Here is a 20,007-nt window from a genome sequence, read left to right on the forward strand (position 1 = left end):
CTCTACGCTCCTGAGGACTTAACGATGTTCAACGAACAGATTGACCGGAAACTCCTTGAGTGCAGTGCTCAGCCACAGCTCCTTTGAGGCTGTGACTGCGCCTGTGGCAAAAAGTCCCGAGCAATTGCCAGGCGACAAGGCAAACGGCAAAACCAGCCGGGTATCGTCCCAGTTCTGTGCCGGGATCAGCGGTAGCGGTGATTGGCCAAGCAAGCTGCAGGCCAGGCGCGGCACCACCACCACGGCGCGCTGTTCGGCGCTCACCCGGGCAAACGCCAGGACCCGCCCGGCGTGTCTGCCGCGCACTTCGATCGGCAGGTACTGACCGCGCAGGAACAGCTGCGGGGACTGCTGGCGCCACTCCAGCACCTGGTTGATCAACGCCTGTTTGACCCGGCCGCTGCGCCAGTCCTGGAGCAACTGCGCCGTTGTGGTGCCATCCGCCAGGGCCTGGCGCCGACCGGCAAAGTCCACCGCGCGGCGGTTGTCCGGGTCGACCAGGCTGAAGTCCCAGAACTCGTTGCCCTGGTACAGATCGGGCACCCCGGGCACGGTCATGCGCAGCAGGCACTGCACCAGGCTGTTGAGGGCGCCCGGGCAGGCGATGGCCTGCGCCGCCTCGGCCAGGGAATGACGCAACTGCTGGCTGGCGCGCTCCAGCAGCAGGGTGTCGATGAAATCCAGGCAGGCCTGTTCATAGGCCTCGTTCGGGGCGCTCCAGCTGCTGCGCAACTTGGCTTCACGCAGGGCTTTGCGCTGCCATTGGCGCAGGCGCTCGGCATAGGCCTCAAGCGCCAACGGATTGTTCTCATCAAGGTCCAGTGGCCAGCTGCCGAGCAGGGTCTGGTACAGCAGCAGCTCATCGCCTGCACCTGGCGCTTCGCCGTCGGCCAGGGTGCTGCGCAAGGGGCTGGCCAGCTCGCGCCAGTGTTCGACCCGGCTGGCAAACCAGCTGCTGCGTTCGCTGAGCACTGCCAGGCGCGCACGGCTGTCTTCGCCGCGCTTGTGGTCGTGGGTGGCGGTGGCCAGCAGGTTGTCCGGGAACTGCTCAAGGCGCGTGAGGCAATGTTGGTGAAAGTCCTCGACCGGGGCGCTGAAACGTTCGGCATCAAAACCTACGTCGTTACGCGACAGCAACAGTGCCGAGCGGTAGAAGGCCGTGTCTTCCACGGCCTTGGCGGCGGTGGGCGAGGTCAGTTGCTGAAAGCGCACGCAGGCGTGGCGCAGGTGCTTGCGCGGCCGGCCCGGCGGCAAGCGCCGCCAGGGCTCGCCGCCGAGCCAGCGCTGCAGGTAGTCGAGCACCGGCCAGTCAGCCTCGCTCAGGCACTGGCGGGCACCGCGCATGGCTTGCTGGAAGTACGCTTCATCTTCTACCGGGCGCCCGCAGGCATTGATGTAGGTGCGGTACACCGGGTAGTGCTCGATCAGCGCCTGCAACGCCCGGCGAATGGCGCCCAAGGTCAGGTCGCGGCTCATCAGGTCGTCGCGGGCCACTTGCAACAGCGCCTGGGCCACCGACTCGAAATCGCCGGCCAGGCTGCCATTGAGGATTTGCTGGCGGGCCAGGCGCACTTCCTCGCTGAAGTCCGGGCGTTCGCTTAGCACGCTCCATAGCGCCGCCAACTCTGCTTCGCCGTCTGGATCATGCTGCAGCAGCGAGACCTGGTTCATGAACTCGTAGCCGGTGCTGCCGTCGACCTGCCAGTCGCGGTGCAGCTGCTCGTCGGCGCCGAGGATCTTCTCGACATAGATCGGAAAGTGCTCCAGCGCTGCCTCCAGTGGGCGCTGGGCCAAGAGCCCGTCGACCCGCCGGCGCAGCTTGCGGCAGTAGCCGCGCGGATCGGCCAGGCCGTCGATGTGGTCGATGCGCAGGCCGTCGACCAGGCCGCGGCCGATCAGCTCGAAGACCTTGCTGTGGGTGGCCTCGAACACCGCCGCGCGTTCGACCCGCAAGCCGCCCAGCTCGTTGACGTCGAAAAAGCGCCGCCAGTTGATATCGTCGCCAGCAGTGCGCCAGCTGGCCAGGCGGTAGGACTGACGTTCGAGCAGCGCGTGCAGGCGCTTGAAACCTTCGGGGCTGCGGCTGTCGAAGGCGCCGAGCACATCGTCCAGGGGCTGTTGGCGGGCCAGCGCCGCCAGTTCGGCCAGCAGCGGCCTGGCCTGCGCCGGCGCATCGTCAGCGCTGCGCAAGGCATTGAAGCGGCTGGCCAGTGTCTGCAGGGCTGCGCCACCTTCGGCGAGCACCAGGCCATAGTCGGCCGGGCAGATCGGAAAGCGGTGCTCGTGGTGCTGGATATGCAACTGGCCGGTTGCAGCGTCGAAGCGCAGCGGGATGTCGCCGCCTTGCAGCATCGCGCCGTAGTCACCGGCCAGAAACGGCAGCAGCAACTGACCTTCAAGCAGCGGGTCGGGCGAGTGCCACTGGATGTCGAAGAACTCGGCATAGCGGCTGCGCCGGCCCCAGGCCAGCAGGTCCTGCCACCAGGGGTTGTCGCTGCCGACCGCCATATGGTTGGAGACCATGTCGAGGATCAGGCCCATACCGTGCAGGCGCAGCGCTGCCACCAGGCGCTCTAGCGCAGCTTCGCCGCCCAGATGCGGGCTGACCTGCCCGGGGTCGACCACATCGTAGCCATGGCGCGAGCCGGGGCGCGCGCGCAGCAGCGGCGAGGCGTACAGGTGGCTGATGCCTAAGCGGGCGAAGTAGGGCACCAGCGCCGCCGCCTGGTCGAGGCCGAAGTCGGCATGAAACTGCAGGCGCAGGGTCGCGGTCAGGGCTTTCATCGGTCACGCTCCCAGGCTTGTTCGCGGGCCTGCGCCAGCAGCTCCAGGCGCCGCGCCGCATCCGCGTCGTCAAGCAGCGCGCTGGCCGCCAGGGCAAAGCGCCGGCGCCAGTTGGGGTGGCTGTCGATGGTGCCGGGCAGGTTGGGTTGCTCATCGACACCCAGCAGATCTTCCAGCGGTACCAGCACCAGCGGCGCGCGGGTATGGCCAAGGTAGCGGATGCTGGCATCGATCAGCGCGTCGCTCTCGGCCAGGGCCTGGCCGTAGTTCTGTTCAAGAGTGCGCCGCAGGCCCTGGCGCTCGTGTTGGCGGCTGTCGCGCCAGTGCCGCTCGGTGATGCCGTCGATCAGGCTCAGGCGCTGGTTCCAGTCGATATCACGGGCCTGCAGCCAGCCGGCCAGCGGCGGCAGGTCATGGGTGCTGGTGGTGGCCAAGGCGTTGTCGGGCCAGTCGAGGATGGGCTTGAAATGGCCGGGCGGGTCTTGCTCGAACAGCAGTACGCGCATGCCGAGGATGGCCCGCGCGGCGAGCTTTTCGCGCAGCCCCTCGGGCACGGTGCCGAGGTCTTCACCCAGCACGATGGCCTGGTGGCGCACTGACTCAAGGCTGAGCAGGCGCAGCAGATCATCGAGCGGGTAGTGCAGGTAGGCTCCTTCGGCCGGGGTGGCACCCTGGGGGATCAGCCACAGCCGTTGCAAACCCATGACATGGTCGATGCGCAGGCCCCCGGCATGGGCAAAGTTGGCCCGCAGCATCTCGATGAACGCCCGGTAGCCGTTGCGTCGCAGGCCTTCGGGCGAGAAGGCGCAGATGCCCCAGTTCTGCCCGGCGCGGTTGAGAATATCCGGCGGCGCGCCGACATTGAGGCCGGCCAGCAGCTCGTCCTGGCGGCTCCAGGCCTGGCTGCCGGCGCCGTCGGCACCCACCGCCAGGTCGGCGATCAGGCCGATGCCCATGCCATGGCTGCGCGCCGCATCCTGGGTACGTTGCAGGCTGCGTTCGATCAACCACTGACAGAAGGCGTGAAACGCCACCTCCTCGCTGTGCTGGCGGGCGAAGGCACTCACCTCGGGGCTGTGCGGGTCGTGCCAGGCAGCGGGCCAGTCGCGCCAGTCCTGGCCGATGTCGCGCTTGAGCGCGTGCTCCAGCAGTACCTCGAAGCGGCAGTGGCGTTCCAGGGCGGGGCCGGCGTGCTGGCGATAGCTGTCGAAGTCGGCGAACAACGGGTGCTCGGTGGCGATAAAGTCGCGGTACAGCGCACGCAGCAAACGCTGGCGAAACGATGCGGCCTGCGGCCAGTCGATCAGCGGCAGTTGTTCAAGCTGCTCCAGCGGCCCGTGCAACTGGCAGGCTTCAATGGCCATGCGCACCGCACGGTCCCCGAGCAGCGCCGCCGGGCTTGCATACAGGCTGTTGAGAAACAGCCGGCTGGAGGGCGAGTACGGGCTGTAGCGCTGGCTGTCGCTGGCGAACATGGCGTGCAGCGGGCTGATCGCCAGGGCATCGGCGCCGCGTTCGGCGGCGCTGCGCACCAGCGCCTCGAGGGCCAGGCAATCACCATAGCCGCCATCGTCGGGGCGACGCAGGCTGTACAGTTGGGCGCTCAGTCCCCAGCTGCGAGGCGTCGGCGTGCCCAGCGCATCGGCGATGCTGTAGCAGCGGGTTGGCGCCACGGCCAGGGTGAACTGTTGCTGGTCGATCTGCACCTGGTGATAGCCGATCGGCAAGCCGGCGGGGAGCCTGGCCTGATCATCCAGTTGCAACGGTTGTTCGCTGCCATCTTCAAGCAGCACCTGGCAGTCCATCGCTGGCGGAAAATAGCCGGACAGCTGCAATGGGAGGCCGTGGTCAACCGTCAACAGCGGCGGCAGGTGGCGGGCATCGTGGGCGCGCAGCAGCGCCTGGATACTGGCTTCGATCGCCTCAACGCTGTCGACCGGGTGGCCTAGGCCGGCCAGCACCCGCTGCAGCGCCGGGTCACTGACCCGCTGGGCGCGGCCGTTGGCGTCGATCCAGTCCACCGCCAGGCCCGCCAGTTCGGCCAGTTGCTGCAAGCGTGGGTCAGTCATGGGCAGGCTCCGCTGGGGTGGTCGGCAGCAGGCTGACCAGGGTGGTGTAGGGCGGCAATTGCGTGTTGCCGATGCAGCTTTCGCTACAGCTGAACAGGCGTGCAGCGTTGGCCGGCAGGTCGGCCACTTGCGCGGTAGGGCCAAGGTTGAGGTCAATACGCAGCTCGCCGCCGCGTTCGAGCTGCCAGCGCACCGTCAAGGCCTGCGGCCCCAGCACCCGGGCGCCGAGGGCATGGATGCCGGGCAGGTTGGGGACGATGTGGCGGGCGCGCAGGGCCAGTAATTGCCGGTACAACTGCAACCATGGCTGTTGGCTTGAGTGTGTTGGCCGCGGCCGCGAAGCGTCGAAGGTATCGAGGGCATTGGGGTCGGGAATCCGCGAGCGGGTGACGGCATCGGCGAAGTCGGCAAAACCGGCAAACTCGGCGCGCCGGCCTTCGCGTACGGCATCGGCCAGTTCATCGTGGTGATCGGTGAAAAACACAAAAGGTTGCTCGCAGCCCCATTCATCACCCATGAACAGCAGCGGGATCATCGGCGCCAGCAGCAACAGGGTGGTGGCCGCGCGCAAGGCCTGGGGCGGGCACAGTTGGTTAAGGCGCTCGCCGAACGCGCGGTTGCCGATCTGGTCGTGGTTCTGCAGGAACAGCACGAAGGCCGTGGGGGGCAAATGCCCGCTGGGCTCGCCGCGGGGACGGCCGTTGCGGTCGGGCTGGCCCTGGAAGACGAAGCCCTGGCTCAGGCAGCGCGCGAGTTTTTCGATGGTCGACTCGCTGTAGTCGGCGTAGTACGCCTCCTGCTCGCCGGTGAGCAGCACGTGCAGGGCGTTGTGACCGTCGTCGTTCCACTGCGCATCGAAGCCCTGTTCAAGCAGGTGCGCCTGGTTGTGTTCGTTCTCAAGGGTCAGCCATACCTGACGCCCCGGGGTGATCTCGCTGCGCACCCGGCGCGCCAGTTCGGCAAGAAAATCCGGGTCGTCGATGGCGTGCACGGCGTCCAGGCGCAGACCGTCGACGCGGTACTCCTGCAGCCACATCAGGGCGTTCTCGATAAAAAAGTCGCGCACCTGGCGGCGGCGAAAATCAATCGCCGCGCCCCACGGGGTCTGGCGATCCTGGCGAAAAAAGCCACTGGCGTACTGGCCGAGGTAATTGCCGTCCGGGCCGAAGTGGTTGTAGACCACATCCATCAGCACCATCAGGCCATGGCCGTGGGCCTGGTCGATCAGTTCGCGCAGTTGCTCGGGGCTGCCATAGCTGTGCTGTGGAGCGAACGGCAGGACGCCGTCGTAGCCCCAGTTACGCTCGCCGGGGAATTGCCCGAGCGGCATCAGCTCGATGGCGGTAATGCCCAGCTCGGCCAGGGCCGGCAAGCGCTCGATCATCCCGGCATAGCCGCCGCACAGGCCGACATGCAGCTCGTAGATGACCGCCTCAGGCCAGGGGCGCCCGCGCCAGTCGGGGTACTGCCAGCGGTAGGCTGCGGGGTTCAGCAACTGGCTGGGGCCGTGCACGCCGTCGGGTTGGTAGCGCGACGCCGGGTCGGCCACCGTGAGCGTGGCGTCGATCCGGTAGCGGTAGCGGTCACCGGCCTTGCACGGCAGCTGGCCGACGAACCAACCGTCGGCCTGGGCCTGCAAGGGCTGGCGCGCACCGGCGTCGAATTCAACCTCCACCTGCTGTGCGTCCGGTGCCCACAGGGCAAACCGGGCGCTGTTGCTGTCCAGCATCACGGCCCCGTGGGTCGCGTGTTCCTGTGACCTCAAGGGCATACCTGCCATCTCCGCTTCAGCGTGGGGTTGCTCGGGCGTTTTCGACCAGCTCCTGATAAAGACGGGCATAAGGCTCGACGGCCTGGCACCAGTTGAACGGTTGGGTCATCGCCAGGCAGCGCATGGCATTGAGCAGGTTCTTCTTGCTGTACACGTAGAACGCCCGGCCCAGTGCTTCGCGGTAGCTGTCGACGGTCGATTCATCGAACAGAAAACCGGTGACGCCATTCTCGATGGTGTCGGCCAGGCCCCCGGTGTTGCGCGCCACCGGCAGCGAGCCAAAGCGCTGGGCGTACATCTGGCTCAGGCCGCAGGGCTCGTAGCGCGACGGCATGAGCAGGAAGTCGCTGCCGGCGAACATGCGCCGGGCATCGGTTTCGTTGAAGCCGATGCGCACGCCGATCTGCCCGGGATGGCGCAGGGCAAGTTCGCGCATGGCCTGTTCTTCTTCCGGTTCGCCACGGCCGATGATCGCGATCTGGCCGCCCTGGCGGACGATGTATTCGGCCACCCCCAGGGTCAGGTCCAGGCCTTTCTGGTAGACCAGGCGCGAAACCACTGCGAACAGTGGCCCGTTCGAAGGTTGCAGGCCGAACAGCTCACGCACCTGGCGGCTGTTGGCGGCCTTGCCGTGCCAGTCGTTGAGGCTGAAGGGGTGATCCAGGTGCGGGTCGCTGGCCGAGTCCCAGCTCTCGTCGATGCCGTTGGGAATACCGCTGAGCAGGCCTTGCTGGGCCTTGCTGGCGAGAAAGCCATCCAGCCCGCAACCGAACGAGGGCGTAGTGATTTCCCGGGCATAGGTGGCGCTGACCGTGGTGATGTGGCTGGAGTAGGCAAGGCCGGCCTTGAGGAACGACAGCTTGCCGTAAAACTCCATGCCTTCCTGTTGCAGGGCGTGGTCGGGGATCGCCAGTTCCGGGCAGCAGGCGCGGCTGACCACGCCCTGGTAGGCCAGGTTGTGGATGGTGAACAGGGTCGGCGTCTGCAGGCCGCGCCAGTGCATGTAGGCCGGGGCCAGGCCGGCCGGCCAGTCGTGGGCATGGACCAGGTCGGGCTTCCAGTGGACCATGCCTTCACCGGCGGCGATTTCTGCCGCGGCCAGGCCCAGGCGGGCAAAGCGGATGTGATTGTCGGGCCAGTCGCGACCGTTGTTGGCGCCGTAGGGCGTGCCCTCGCGCTGGTACAGCTCGGGACAGATCAACACATAGATGACCAGGCCATCGGCCAGGTCCATGCGCCCGATCTTGCAGGGCGGCAAGGCCGCGTGGCCGCCCAGCTCGCCGACCAGGTGGATCGGGTTGTCGCTTTCCAGCACCTGCGGGTAACCGGGGATCAGCACCCGCACATCGTGCAGGTGACGCATGGCCCGTGGCAGCGCCGCCGAGACATCGCCCAAGCCGCCGGTCTTGACCAGGTCGGCGATTTCCGAGGTGACGAACAACACTTTGCGTTTATGTGAAGAATGTCTGGGGTCAGCACCCAGTGCCTTGGCTGTCGGCGTGAAATCCGCTGCAAGCGGTTCACGCGAATCCGGGGTGAATTGCTCTACATGAGGTTCGACAGCGGCACTGATCATACTTCTCTCCGTCCCTATGTTGTGCGGGCGTGGGCGCCCGTTGTTGTTTGTCTACCGATACTGTTCTCTGTGAGTGGTATTGCCTTGCCTTCCATGCCCCGCAGCCAAGCGCACAAGCGCTACGCAAGCCGGCGTCCTGCCGACGGCGTGGTGACGATATGGGGTGGGTGGGCCGCGTCCGTTGAAGCGGAATCGTTGGCCTACTTAGTTCCTGACCTACCGCGATTGCAGAAGTTTCGACTATTTTCAGTCGAGTTTTCCGGGCGATGTCTGGCCGAATACCGAGTGTAGGAGAGAATTCGTGAAGAATGTGACCCGCTGGTCACTTTTGCTCGCAGGAACCTGCAGCAGCGCGACTGCAGGTTGTGGCACAACGTTTCAGACGGCTTAGGCGGGAGAAATGCCGTCAAGCAGGGCAGAAAACATCAGGTGCACAACCCGCCGCGGGGACGCTCAGCTGAGCGCTGGCAACTGGCCGTCCTGGGCTTGCTGCAGAAGCAGACTGAGTTGGGCGACCTGTTGTTGCAACTGCTCGCGCTCTTCTTTAAGGCGACGCAGCTCGTCGCGGTGTACCGTCACGTAGAGGGTCTGGGCAGGCATTTTTGGCAGAAGGGTTCCCATTGCACACCTCGCATAGGGTGGTTCGTTTTTCTAACAGCGTAGCTGCTGGATCGGCGGCGATTCTGAATTCTTTTGCAGGCCTTGGGAACTTTTTTGTTTCTGGCTGTCTTGCCGTTCGTCGCTGAACCAAGCGCGCCAGGGCTGGACTAACCTTGAAGGCCTGAAGCGCTATTTTTCATTCCAGGGGAGCATCGCACATGCAATTGGGAATCGTGGGGCTGGGCCGCATGGGCAGCAATATTGCACGGCGCTTGATGCGTGGCGGGCACCGCATGGTGGTGCATGACCGCGATCGTCAGGCAGTGGAAACCCTGGTCAAGGAAGGCGCCAACGGCGCCCATGACCTTGGCGCGCTGGTAGGCAAACTGGAGAAACCCCGGGCGGTGTGGGTGATGCTGCCGGCCGGTGAGCCGACCGAGCAGACCATCGCCCAGCTTGCTGACCTGCTGGACGCCGACGACGTGATCATCGACGGCGGCAATACCTTCTACAAGGACGACATGCGCCGCGCCGCCGAGCTGGGCAAGCGCAACTTGCACTATATCGATGTCGGCACCTCGGGCGGCGTCTGGGGCCTGGAGCGCGGCTACTGCATGATGATCGGCGGCGAGCAGGCGGTGGTCGACCGCCTCGACCCGCTGTTCGCCACCCTCGCCCCCGGCGTTGGCGAGATCCCCCGCACCCGTGGCCGCCAGGGCCCGGCCGGGCGTGCCGAGCAGGGTTATATTCATGCCGGGCCCGCAGGTGCCGGGCACTACGTGAAGATGATCCACAACGGCATCGAATACGGCCTGATGCAGGCCTATGCCGAAGGGTTCGACCTGCTCAAGAGCAAGGGCAGCGATGCCGTGCCGGCCGAGCAGCGCTTTGACCTGAACCTGGCGGAAATCGCCGAAGTGTGGCGCCGTGGCAGTGTGGTCACCTCCTGGCTGCTGGACCTTACCGCCGACGCCCTGGTGGCAGACCCGCAACTGGGCGGCTACAGCGGCTCGGTGGCCGACAGCGGCGAAGGGCGCTGGACCATCGATGCGGCGGTGGAGCAGGCGGTGCCGGTGCCGGTGCTGTCCAGTGCGCTGTTCGCCCGCTTCCGTTCGCGCCAGCAGCAGGGCACCTACGCCGACCGCATGCTGTCGGCCATGCGTTTTGGCTTTGGTGGCCACGTCGAGAAGAAAGCCGAATGAGCAAAACACAGATCGAAGCGGCACCGCCTTGCAACCTGTTCCTGTTTGGTGCCAACGGCGACCTGGTCAAGCGCCTGTTGATGCCGGCCTTGTATAACTTGAGCCGTGATGGCCTGCTCGACAAGGGCTTGCGCATCGTTGGCGTCGACCACAACGCCGCCACCGACAACGAATTCGCCGCGCGCCTGCAAGCCTTCATGCGCGAACGCGACAGGGCCAGCGAAGGCGCCAGCAAGTGCCTGGATGACAAACTCTGGGCGCGCCTGGCCAAACGCATCGGCTACCTCACCGGCGATTTTCTCGACGAGGCCACCTACCAGGCCATCGCCGAACGCATCCGCAGCAACCCCAGCGCCAACGCGGTGTTCTACCTGGCCACCTCACCGCGCTTTTTCAGCGAAGTGGTGCAGCGCCTGGGCGCCGCTGGCCTGCTCGACGAAAGCGCCGGCTTTCGCCGGGTGGTGGTGGAAAAACCCTTCGGCTCGGACCTGGCCAGCGCCGAAGCGCTCAATGCCTGCCTGCTCAAGGTCATGAGCGAAAAGCAGATCTACCGCATCGACCATTACCTGGGCAAAGAGACGGTGCAGAACATCCTCGTCAGCCGTTTTTCCAACGGCCTGTTCGAAGCGTTCTGGAACAACCACTACATCGATCACGTGCAGATCACCGCTGCCGAAACCGTCGGCGTCGAAAGCCGCGGCGCCTTCTACGACAGTACCGGCGCCTTGCGCGACATGGTCCCCAACCACCTGTTCCAGTTGCTGGCGATGGTCGCCATGGAGCCGCCGGCGGCCTTTGGCGCCGATGCGGTGCGTAGCGAGAAGGCCAAGGTCATCGGCGCGATCCGGCCCTGGTCGAAGAACATGGCCCTGAAAAACTCGGTACGCGGCCAGTACAGCGCTGGCAAACAAGGGCGCAAGAAGGTCCCCGGTTACCGCGAAGAACCTCGGGTCGCGCCCGACAGCAACACCGAAACCTTCGTCGCCCTCAAGGTAATGATCGACAATTGGCGCTGGGTCGGCGTGCCGTTCTACCTGCGTACCGGTAAGCGCATGAGCGTGCGCGACACCGAGATTGCCATCTGCTTCAAGCCAGCGCCCTATGCCCAGTTTCGCGATACCGAAGTCGAGCGGCTCAAGCCCAACTATCTGAAGATCCAGATCCAGCCCAACGAAGGCATGTGGTTCGACCTGCAAGCCAAGCGCCCGGGCCCGGCCCTGGCCATGGAGAACGTCGAGCTGGGTTTTGCCTACAAGGACTTCTTCAAGATGCAGCCGTCCACCGGCTACGAGACGCTGATCTACGACTGCCTGACCGGCGACCAGACCTTGTTCCAGCGCGCCGACAACATCGAGAACGGCTGGCGCGCGGTGCAGCCGTTCCTCGATGCCTGGCAGGAGGGAGGCGAGGTGCAGCTCTATGCCGCCGGTGACAACGGCCCGACTGCAGCGGACGAACTGCTGACCCGCGATCGGCGGGTCTGGCACCCGATTGGTTGAGGGTTCACGCACAAGGGGGATGAATGCCGGGTTTGATCGAAGACTACGCCCTGCTGGGTAACTGTCGCAGCGCCGCGCTGGTAGGCCGCGACGGCTCCCTGGACTGGCTGTGCCTGCCCAGGTTCGACTCCCCGGCGGTGTTTGCCGCCTTGCTCGGCAATGAAGAAAACGGCCGCTGGCGCCTGGCGCCGAGCGAGCCTTTGGTGCAGGTCAGCCGTGAATACCTGGACGGCACCCTGATCCTGCACACCACCTTCACCACCGCCAGCGGCCGTGCGCGCCTGATCGACTGCATGCCCCTGGCTGAACACAACAGCGTGCTGCGCATTGTCGAGGGCCTGGAAGGCGAAGTGCCGTTCGAGATGGACCTGGTGATGCGCTTTGACTATGGCAACAGTGTGCCTTGGGTCGAAAAGGCCGAGCCGCTGGTGCTCTCGGCGGTGGTTGGCCCCGACCGGCTGATACTGCGCAGCGGCGCCGCCACCCAGGCCCTGGATCACCACACCGGCAGCCGCTTTACCGTCAAGGCCGGCCAGCGCCTGGCCTTCAGCCTGAGCCACCAGGCGTCACACCTGCCATTGCCTGCAGCGTTCGATGCCGAGCAAGCTTTGCAACGGACCCGGGAGCAGTGGCAGCAGTTTTCGGCGCGCTGCCCGGACGTCGGCCCCTGGACGGCGCTGGTCAAGCGCTCACTGCTTACCCTCAAGGCCATGACCTACGCGCCCACCGGCGGCATTGTCGCGGCGGTGACCACCTCGTTGCCCGAGCGCCTGGGCGGTGAGCGCAACTGGGACTACCGCTATTGCTGGCTGCGTGATGCGACCATGACCTTGCTGGCGTTCATGAACCTTGGTTACTTCGAAGAGGCCCAGGCCTGGCGCGAATGGCTGCTGCGCTCGGTGGCCGGCAACCCCGAGCAGATGCAGATCATGTACGGCCTGGCCGGCGAGCGGCGGCTGGCGGAGTATGAAGTGCCGTGGCTGGCCGGTTATGAAGGTGCACAACCGGTGCGTATCGGTAATGCCGCAGCGTTGCAGCACCAACTGGATATTTATGGCGAGGTCGCCGATGCCATGAGCCAGGCAATTCGTGGTGGCCTGCCGCGCCACCCGCGCAGCGCGGCGATTGCCCGGTTGATCATGCCGTACCTGGAAAAAACCTGGCAGCAGCCGGACGAGGGCATCTGGGAGGTGCGTGGCGGGCAGCAGCACTTCACCCATTCCAAAGTCATGGCCTGGGTGGCCTTCGACCGCGCTGCCGGCTTGAGCGATACCACCGAAGAAGGTCAGGCGCGCGCCGGGCATTACCGTCAGGTGGCGGCCAGGATTCACCGGCAGGTGTGTGAACAGGGCTTCGATGGGCAGCTGGGCTGTTTCGTCCAGGCTTATGGTTCGACCGAAATGGATGCCAGCCTGCTGCAGATTGCCCTGACCGGCTTCCTGCCGGCGGATGATCCGCGCTTTCTCGCCACCCTTGCGCGCATCGAGCAGCGTCTGCTACGCAATGGCCTGTTGCTGCGCTATGACAGCGACAGCGGTTGCGATGGGCTGACGCCGGGTGAGGGGACCTTCCTGGTCTGTTCGTTCTGGCTGGCGGATGTCTATGTGCTGCTGGGGCGGGAGGAGGAGGCCAGGACCTTGTTCGAACGTCTTGCGGCCCTGTGCAACGACGTCGGCCTGCTGGCCGAGCAGTACGACCCGCTGGGCCGGCGCATGCTCGGCAATTTCCCCCAGGCTTTCAGCCATATCGGCATCATCAACACCGCGCTGAACCTGCACCGCGCCCAGTGCCCGGTGCGCGACCGGGCGCAATGTGGTTAAAGGCATCGCGGGTCAAGTCGGGTCGCCGCACCGCCGCTCCCACAGGTAGCGTAGGCCTTTAGAGGCGCGAGCTGATCCATTGGCGATGCTGCTCACACTTCACCTTTGCGCCTTGTCGGCGAATGGACCGGCGATGCACGAGAAGCGAAAGCAAAAAAGCGCTCTGCTTCTAGATGTACGTAATTGCAGACGCCACCGATCGTCCCTTGCAGAAGGCCGAGTGGAACCCTTGCGTAGTGGGGCGACGGCCATGGATGGCCGGCGAGCGCCGCAGGGCCAGGGACGGCCCTTCGGCGCGCCCCCACGGGAGCAAGGGTGGAAGGAGGGAACCCGGAGCGCAGCGCAGGGCCGATGAAGGGACAGGGCGTTTTTGGTTACTTTTGCCGCCAAGCAAAAGTGACCCGCCGTAAGGGCGGAAGGCGCCGGCAGCGCCTCATCATCAAATGGATCAGCTCAAACACAGCCTGGCTGCCCCAATACTTGCAAGCTGCTTAAGACAGTTGCTCCCACAGGCCCGTGCAGTCAGCGTTACAACCAGTAGGTCACCGCCCACCACCCCAGCCCACCCATGACCACGGTATAGGGCAGCGCCATCCACACCATGCGCCCATACGACAGGCGAATCAGCGGCGCAATCGCCGAGGTCAGCAGGAACAGGAATGCCGCCTGGCCGTTGGGCGTGGCTACGCTCGGCAGGTTGGTGCCGGTGTTGATCGCCACCGCCAGGGTCTCGAAGTGCTCGCGGCTCATGCCGCCGTTGACAAACGCCTGCTTGACCTCGGTGATATAGATAGTGGCGACGAACACGTTGTCGCTGATCGCCGACAACAGGCCGTTGGCGATAAACAGCATGCCCGGCTGCTGATCGGCCGGCAGCGCCAGTACCCACTGGATCAGCGGGGTAAACAGCTGCTGCTGGTGGATCACCGCGACCACGGCAAAGAACACCACCAACAATGAGGTGAACGGCATGGCGTCCTGGAACGCACGGCCCAGGCGGTGCTCGTCGGTGATGCCGGTAAAGGCGGTAATCAGCACGATCACCAGCAGGCCGATCAGGCCGACTTCGGCCACATGCAGGCCCAGGCCGATGATCAGGATCAGCGCTGCCAGGCCTTGCACCACCAGTGCGGCACGTTGCTGGGTGGTGCGCTGGGCGTCGTCTTCGGCGGCATAGGAGGCGGCCAGCACCTGGCGCACGTTGTCCGGCAGCAGGGTGCCGTAGCCGAACCAGCGCAGTTTCTCCAGCAGCACGCAGGTGACCAGCCCGGCGGCCAGTACTGGCAGCGACACCGGCGCCACCTTGAGGAAGAACTCGGCAAAGTGCCAGCCCATTTCGTGGCCGATCAGCAGGTTCTGCGGCTCGCCGACCAGGGTGCACACGCCGCCCAGGGCGGTACCCACGGCGCCGTGCATCAGCAGGCTGCGCAAGAATGCGCGAAATTGCTGCAGGTCTTCGCGGTGCAGGTGGGCGACGTGCTGGTCGCTGTCCAGGTCCGAGTCTTCCCGTGGGTTGGCGCCGGAAGCGACGCGGTGATACACCGAGTAAAAGCCGACCGCCGCGCTGATGATCACCGCCGTCACCGTCAGCGCATCGAGAAACGCCGAAAGAAAGGCCGAGAGAAAACAGAAAAGCAAGGCCAGCAGGGCCTTGGAGCGCACGCCGAGAAGAATCCGCGAAAACACGAACAGCAGCAGGTCCTTCATGAAGTAGATACCGGCGACCATGAACATCAGCAGCAGGATCACCGGAAAGTTGTGCTGCAGCTCTTCATACAGCGCTTGCGGCGTGGTCATGCCCAGCAGCAGGGCCTCGACCATCAGCAGGCCGCCGGGCATCAGCGGGTAGCACTTGAGCGCCATGCCGAGGGTGAAGATGAACTCGATCACCAGCACCCAGCCGGCCACCACCGGGCCGAGGGTGAACAGCAGCAGGGGATTGAGCAGCAGGAACAGGCACAAGGTAGCCTTGTACCAGCGCGGCGACTGGCCAAGAAAATTGTGGGCCAGGGCGCCGGCCAGGGAGCGGGACATGAAAATGTATCCTTATGATTCAACAGCTGGGCAAAGTGCCGCATGTGTGAACGGAGATCAAGGTAAAAGTCCCGGTTTTGGCACAAGCGCGGCCTTGGCGCCGACGGGCACCTTGTTATAGTCCTGCGATCAACCTCGCCGTCTTCAAGGAGAGCACCGTGACTGACTACCAAGCGTTCAAGGTCGAACTGAACAACCGCATCGCCCACGTGCAGATCAACCGCCCGGAAAAGTACAACGCCATGAACGCGGCGTTCTGGAGCGAAATCGTCGAGATCTTCCGCTGGATCGATGAAACCGACGAAGTGCGCGCGGTGGTCATCAGCGGTGCCGGCAAGCATTTTTCTTCCGGCATCGACCTGATGCTGCTGGCCTCGGTGGCCAACGAACTGGGCAAGGACGTCGGCCGCAACGCGCGCCTGCTGCGCCGCACCATCCTGCGCATGCAGGCCTCGTTCAATGCCGTGGACAACTGCCGCAAGCCGGTGCTGGCGGCAATCCAGGGTTACTGCATCGGCGGCGCCATCGACCTGGTCTCGGCCTGCGACATGCGTTACTGCAGCAGCGACGCGCAGTTCTCGATCAAGGAAGTCGACATGGGCATGGCCGCCGATGTCGGCACCCTGCAGCGTCTGCCACGGATCATCGGCGACGGCATCATGCGCGAACTGGCCTACACCGGGCGCAATGTCGCCGCCGACGAAGCCCAGCGCATCGGCCTGGTCAACCGTGTGTTTGACAGCCATGAGGCACTGCTTGACGGAGTCTTTGCCATTGCCGCCGAAATTGCGGGAAAATCTCCCATTGCCGTGGCCGGCACCAAGCACATGATCAGCTACATGCGCGATCACCGCATCGACGATGGCCTGGAGTACATCGCCACCTGGAACGCCGCCATGCTGCAATCCACCGATCTGCGGGTGGCGGTTGCCGCCCACATGAGCAAACAGAAACCCGAGTTCGCCGACTGACCCCCGGCGGCGAACCCCGCAAGGAACCGGCACATGTCAGCGCGTTGGACCACCGCAGTACTGGACACAAACCTCACCGGCGGCTGGGCGGTCGCCCGCAGCAGTGAGGGTTTTCTGGTCGATGACAACGGCGCGCTGTTCCCGCGCGACTGGCTCAAGCGCCAGGAGCTGGACGTGCTTTGCGAGCACGGCATCGGCCATTTCGATGGCCAGCCGGTGTTCCTTCTGGAGTTGCGCAGCCCCCAGGCGGTAGCCGGCTGCAGCTGGCGCGGCTTGCGTCAGTTCATGCTCGAAGGCGACTTCGAGACCTACAAGATTCTTGGCTATGCCGCGCAGATCGGCACCTGGGCCCGCGAGCACCGCTTCTGTGGCAGTTGCGGCCAGGCCATGGAGCAAATCCACTGGGAGCGGGCGATGTACTGCGCGCCGTGTGATTTACGCAGCTACCCGCGCATCTCGCCGAGCATGATCGTGCTGATCAGCCGTGGCGACGAAATCCTCCTGGCCCGTTCACCGCGCTTTGTCAGCGGCGTGTACAGCACCCTGGCAGGCTTCGCCGAGCCTGGCGAATCGGCCGAAGACTGCCTGGTGCGCGAAGTGCGCGAAGAGGTCGCGATCGAGGTGCAGAACATCCAGTACGTCGGCAGCCAGTGCTGGCCGTTCCCCCATTCGATGATGCTCGGTTTTCATGCCGAGTACGCCGGCGGCGAGATCGTCATGCAGCCGGACGAGATCGAGGACGCCCAGTGGTTTCGCGTCGATGCGCTACCGCCGTTGCCGGCGGGGCGTTCGATTGCGCGCTATCTGATCGACCTGTACGTGGCCCGCCGCCTAGGCCTGGCCGAACCAGTGCTGCCACGCTAGGCGCACGGTCAGCGCCAGCACCACGGTGATGAACACCGGGCGGATGAACTTGCTGCCGCCGCTGATGGCGGTGCGCGCGCCGAAGAACGCGCCGACCATCAGCGCCGAGCCCATCGACAGGCCCACCAGCCAGTCGACCTGGCCGGAGAAGATGAACACCGACAGCGCTGCGGCGTTACTGACGAAGTTCATGCTGCGCGCCACGCCGCTGGCTTTGACCAGGTCGATGGGATAGAGCAGCAGCGTGCTGACGGTCCAGAACGCGCCGGTGCCTGGGCCGGCCACGCCGTCGTAGAAGCCCAGGGTGAAGCCTTGGGGGATCTGCCACTTCTTTTTCACCGGCGCATCGGCATCCAGCGGCGCCTTGGGCGTGCCGCCGAACAGCAGGTAGACGCCACAGAGAAAGACGATCACCGGCAGCATCTTGTTCAGCCATTCGGCCGGCAGGTAGTGGGCCACCACCGCACCGATCAGGGCACCGATAAAAGTACCGACCAGGGCATGACGCCACTGCGCCGGGTGGAACAGCTTGCGCCGGTAGTAGGTGAAGCCGGCGGTGGCCGAGCCGAAGGTCGAGCTGAGCTTGTTGGTGCCCAGCACCAGGTGCGGTGGCATGCCGGCGGTGAGCAGCGCCGGGGTGGTGAGCAGGCCGCCACCGCCGGCAATGGCATCGATGAAACCGGCAACGAAAGCGACGGCGGCAAGAATCGCCAGGGTGGTGGGGTCTACGCTGAGTTCGAAAGGCATGGCGTGGGCTTAATCGACTGGGCGCAGAAGGGCTGCGCCGAAGGGTCGATATGGTAATGGAGATCGGGACTGTCTGTCAGGGCCTCATCGCGGGGCTAGCCCGCTCCTACTGTAGGGGCGGGCCTGCCCCGCGATGCTTTCATCAGGACAAAAAGCCACCGTCGACATTCAACGCCACGCCAGTGGTGTAGCTCGATGCGTCGCTGGCCAGGTACAGCACCGCCCCGGCCATCTCTTTCGGGTCGGCCACGCGCTTGAGCGGGATCTGCTGCAGCGCGGTGTTGAGGATCGCATCGTTCTTGACCAGCGCCGAGGCGAATTTGGTATCGGTCAGGCCTGGCAGCAGGGCGTTGCAGCGGATACCGAACGGCGCGCATTCCTTGGCGAAGACCTTGGTCATGTTGATCACCGCCGCCTTGGTCACCGAGTAGATGCCCTGGAAGATCCCCGGCGACACGCCGTTGATCGAGGCAACGTTGATGATGCTGCCGCCACCGTTGTCGCGCATCAGCTTGCCGGCTTCCACCGACATGAAGAAGTAACCGCGGATGTTGACGTCGACGGTCTTCTGGAAGGCGCCAAGGTCAGTGTCCAGCACGTTGCAGAACTGCGGGTTGGTGGCGGCGTTGTTGACCAGGATGTCCAGGCGCCCGAACTGTTCGCGAATGCCGGCGAAGACCTGGCTGATCTGCTCCATCTCGCCGATGTGGCAGGCAACCGCGGTGGCCTTGCCACCGGCGGCGATGATCGCTTCGGCAACCTGCTGGCAACCCTCGAGCTTGCGGCTCGAGACGATCACATGGGCGCCTTGCTGGGCCAGCAGGTGGGCGATGGCTTCGCCGATGCCGCGGCTGGCGCCGGAGACGAAGGCGACTTTGCCGTCGAGGTCGAACAGGTGGGTCTTGGACATGGTCTTTTCCTTGTTGGAGTCGTCAGAGTGGGGACTTGCCGATGACCTGCAGGCTCATGTGCTCCAGCAGCGTGTTCATGTGGATGAACTGGGCGAAGCGCTTGTCCTGGGTCTGGCCGTGGAAGAACCGGTAGTAGATCTGCTGGACGATGCCGGCCAGGCGGAACAGGCCGTAGGTGTAGTAGAAGTCGTAGTTGTCGATTTTGATCCCGGCACGTTCGCCGTAGTAATCGACAAACTGCTGGCGGGTGAGCATGCCCGGGGCGTTGCTTGGCTGGCGGCGCATCAGTTGCACCGGCGCCGGGTCGTCGGCTTGAATCCAGTAGGCCAGGGTGTTGCCCAGATCCATCAGCGGATCGCCAATGGTGGTCATTTCCCAGTCGAGCACGCCGATGATGCGCATGGGGTTGTCGGCATCGAGGATGACGTTGTCGAAGCGGTAGTCGTTGTGCACGATGGCAGGCTTGGGGTGATCGGCCGGCATTTTCTCGCGCAGCCAGGCGATGACCTTTTCCCAGCGTGGCGCATCGGCGGTCAGGGCTTTTTCGTAGCGGCTGGCCCAGCCCTCGATCTGGCGTTGCACGTAGCCTTCGGGCTTGCCCAGGTCGCCCAGGCCGCAGGCGTTGTAGTCGACCTGGTGCAGCTCGACCATCCGCTCGATGAAGCTCTTGCACAGGGCCTCGGTGCGTTGGGCATCCAGGCCCAGCTCCGGCGGCAGGTCCGAGCGCAAGATGATGCCCTTGACCCGGTCCATGACATAGAACTCGCCACCGATCAGCGACTCGTCGGTGCAATGCACGTAGGCCTTGGGGCAGTAGGGGAAGCCGCTGTTGAGCTGGTTGAGGATGCGGAACTCGCGGCCCATGTCATGGGCGGATTTGGCCTTGTGACCAAACGGCGGGCGACGCAACACAAACTCGCGCCCGGGGTATTGCACCAGGTAGGTCAGGTTCGAGGCACCACCGGGGAACTGGCTGATGGTCGGCGCACCGGTCAGGCCCTGGATATGCGCTTTCAGATAAGGGTCGATCACTGCGGCATCAAGTTCTTCGCCGGGTCGGACCTGGGTGGACTGGTCGGTGAGCGTCATGCGTTTCCCTTATGTTCAAAGCCAGAGATTATTGGCCAATCTAATTCCTGCCGCGCACGCTCACAAGCAC

14 protein-coding genes are annotated in these 20,007 nt (G+C 64.9%); 5 read left to right on the forward strand and 9 right to left on the reverse strand.

The window, feature by feature from the left end; translation table 11 throughout:
- Positions 1 to 18: 18 nt before the first annotated feature.
- The 5 genes from ACZ9A3_RS08750 to ACZ9A3_RS08770 all read right to left on the reverse strand — a co-directional run bounded on the left by ACZ9A3_RS08750 (position 19) and on the right by ACZ9A3_RS08770 (position 8,821).
- On the reverse strand, positions 19 to 2,784 hold the full coding sequence (locus ACZ9A3_RS08750; RefSeq protein WP_476252394.1) for a malto-oligosyltrehalose synthase: 2,766 nt from the start codon (positions 2,782 to 2,784) through the stop codon (positions 19 to 21).
- Positions 2,781 to 4,853 carry a 4-alpha-glucanotransferase gene (malQ, locus tag ACZ9A3_RS08755; protein WP_476252395.1) on the reverse strand — a complete coding sequence of 691 codons (2,073 nt, stop codon included), beginning with the start codon at positions 4,851 to 4,853 and terminating at the stop codon, positions 2,781 to 2,783. The genes ACZ9A3_RS08750 and malQ overlap by 4 nt, the downstream gene beginning before the upstream one ends.
- The gene (gene treZ, locus ACZ9A3_RS08760; RefSeq protein ID WP_476252396.1) at positions 4,846 to 6,624 is read right to left on the reverse strand and encodes a malto-oligosyltrehalose trehalohydrolase; all 1,779 of its coding nucleotides are present in this window, start codon (positions 6,622 to 6,624) and stop codon (positions 4,846 to 4,848) included. Before treZ ends, malQ begins: the two co-directional genes overlap by 8 nt.
- A 16-nt stretch (positions 6,625 to 6,640) precedes the next feature.
- A complete protein-coding gene (gene glgA / locus ACZ9A3_RS08765; protein ID WP_045198548.1) occupies positions 6,641 to 8,200 on the reverse strand; it encodes a glycogen synthase GlgA in 1,560 nt (519 codons plus the stop codon).
- Positions 8,201 to 8,653: 453 nt separating this feature from the next.
- Complete coding sequence (locus ACZ9A3_RS08770) at positions 8,654 to 8,821, reverse strand: DUF6026 family protein (RefSeq protein ID WP_476252397.1); 168 nt, start codon at positions 8,819 to 8,821, stop codon at positions 8,654 to 8,656.
- 197 nt (positions 8,822 to 9,018) lie between these two features.
- Between ACZ9A3_RS08770 and gnd the strand changes: the two genes are divergently transcribed.
- Genes gnd through ACZ9A3_RS08785 form a run of 3 tightly spaced genes read left to right on the forward strand, consistent with a single transcriptional unit; the run spans position 9,019 to position 13,321 of the window.
- A complete protein-coding gene (gene gnd, locus ACZ9A3_RS08775) occupies positions 9,019 to 10,002 on the forward strand; it encodes a phosphogluconate dehydrogenase (NAD(+)-dependent, decarboxylating) (RefSeq protein WP_476252398.1) in 984 nt (327 codons plus the stop codon).
- On the forward strand, positions 9,999 to 11,501 hold the full coding sequence (gene zwf, locus ACZ9A3_RS08780) for a glucose-6-phosphate dehydrogenase (protein ID WP_213601516.1): 1,503 nt from the start codon (positions 9,999 to 10,001) through the stop codon (positions 11,499 to 11,501). The genes gnd and zwf overlap by 4 nt, the downstream gene beginning before the upstream one ends.
- A gap of 23 nt (positions 11,502 to 11,524) precedes the next feature.
- A complete protein-coding gene (locus tag ACZ9A3_RS08785) occupies positions 11,525 to 13,321 on the forward strand; it encodes a glycoside hydrolase family 15 protein (protein ID WP_476252399.1) in 1,797 nt (598 codons plus the stop codon).
- 528 nt (positions 13,322 to 13,849) lie between these two features.
- Here ACZ9A3_RS08785 and nhaB read toward each other — a convergent pair.
- Positions 13,850 to 15,355 carry a sodium/proton antiporter NhaB gene (gene nhaB, locus ACZ9A3_RS08790; RefSeq protein WP_476252400.1) on the reverse strand — a complete coding sequence of 502 codons (1,506 nt, stop codon included), beginning with the start codon at positions 15,353 to 15,355 and terminating at the stop codon, positions 13,850 to 13,852.
- Positions 15,356 to 15,513: 158 nt separating this feature from the next.
- On the opposite strand from nhaB, the gene ACZ9A3_RS08795 reads away from it, so the two are divergent.
- Positions 15,514 to 16,326: a crotonase/enoyl-CoA hydratase family protein gene (locus ACZ9A3_RS08795; protein WP_045198558.1), complete on the forward strand. Its 813-nt coding sequence runs from the start codon at positions 15,514 to 15,516 to the stop codon at positions 16,324 to 16,326.
- Between the two features lie 33 nt (positions 16,327 to 16,359).
- The gene (gene nudC, locus ACZ9A3_RS08800; RefSeq protein WP_093383666.1) at positions 16,360 to 17,190 is read left to right on the forward strand and encodes an NAD(+) diphosphatase; all 831 of its coding nucleotides are present in this window, start codon (positions 16,360 to 16,362) and stop codon (positions 17,188 to 17,190) included.
- Here the strand turns inward: nudC and ACZ9A3_RS08805 are convergent.
- From ACZ9A3_RS08805 to ACZ9A3_RS08815, 3 genes are all read right to left on the reverse strand, one after another.
- Entirely contained in the window at positions 17,158 to 17,937 is a 780-nt protein-coding gene (locus ACZ9A3_RS08805) for a TSUP family transporter (RefSeq protein WP_045198562.1), read from the reverse strand. The genes nudC and ACZ9A3_RS08805 overlap by 33 nt on opposite strands.
- 142 nt (positions 17,938 to 18,079) lie before the next feature.
- Positions 18,080 to 18,847: an SDR family oxidoreductase gene (locus ACZ9A3_RS08810; protein WP_045198566.1), complete on the reverse strand. Its 768-nt coding sequence runs from the start codon at positions 18,845 to 18,847 to the stop codon at positions 18,080 to 18,082.
- 22 nt (positions 18,848 to 18,869) lie between these two features.
- Complete coding sequence (locus tag ACZ9A3_RS08815) at positions 18,870 to 19,937, reverse strand: phosphotransferase family protein (RefSeq protein ID WP_401290192.1); 1,068 nt, start codon at positions 19,935 to 19,937, stop codon at positions 18,870 to 18,872.
- Positions 19,938 to 20,007: the final 70 nt, after the last annotated feature.

This window comes from Pseudomonas sp. TE4620 (assembly GCF_056279045.1).

Coding starts and splice junctions, on each gene's coding strand:
- ACZ9A3_RS08750 (WP_476252394.1), bottom strand. CDS start 2,784: ATGAAAGCCCTGACCGCGACCCTGCGCCTGCAGTTTCATGCCGACTTC.
- malQ (WP_476252395.1), bottom strand. CDS start 4,853: ATGACTGACCCACGCTTGCAGCAACTGGCCGAACTGGCGGGCCTGGCG.
- treZ (WP_476252396.1), bottom strand. CDS start 6,624: ATGCCCTTGAGGTCACAGGAACACGCGACCCACGGGGCCGTGATGCTG.
- glgA (WP_045198548.1), bottom strand. CDS start 8,200: ATGATCAGTGCCGCTGTCGAACCTCATGTAGAGCAATTCACCCCGGAT.
- ACZ9A3_RS08770 (WP_476252397.1), bottom strand. CDS start 8,821: ATGGGAACCCTTCTGCCAAAAATGCCTGCCCAGACCCTCTACGTGACG.
- gnd (WP_476252398.1), top strand. CDS start 9,019: ATGCAATTGGGAATCGTGGGGCTGGGCCGCATGGGCAGCAATATTGCA.
- zwf (WP_213601516.1), top strand. CDS start 9,999: ATGAGCAAAACACAGATCGAAGCGGCACCGCCTTGCAACCTGTTCCTG.
- ACZ9A3_RS08785 (WP_476252399.1), top strand. CDS start 11,525: ATGCCGGGTTTGATCGAAGACTACGCCCTGCTGGGTAACTGTCGCAGC.
- nhaB (WP_476252400.1), bottom strand. CDS start 15,355: ATGTCCCGCTCCCTGGCCGGCGCCCTGGCCCACAATTTTCTTGGCCAG.
- nudC (WP_093383666.1), top strand. CDS start 16,360: ATGTCAGCGCGTTGGACCACCGCAGTACTGGACACAAACCTCACCGGC.
- ACZ9A3_RS08805 (WP_045198562.1), bottom strand. CDS start 17,937: ATGCCTTTCGAACTCAGCGTAGACCCCACCACCCTGGCGATTCTTGCC.
- ACZ9A3_RS08810 (WP_045198566.1), bottom strand. CDS start 18,847: ATGTCCAAGACCCACCTGTTCGACCTCGACGGCAAAGTCGCCTTCGTC.
- ACZ9A3_RS08815 (WP_401290192.1), bottom strand. CDS start 19,937: ATGACGCTCACCGACCAGTCCACCCAGGTCCGACCCGGCGAAGAACTT.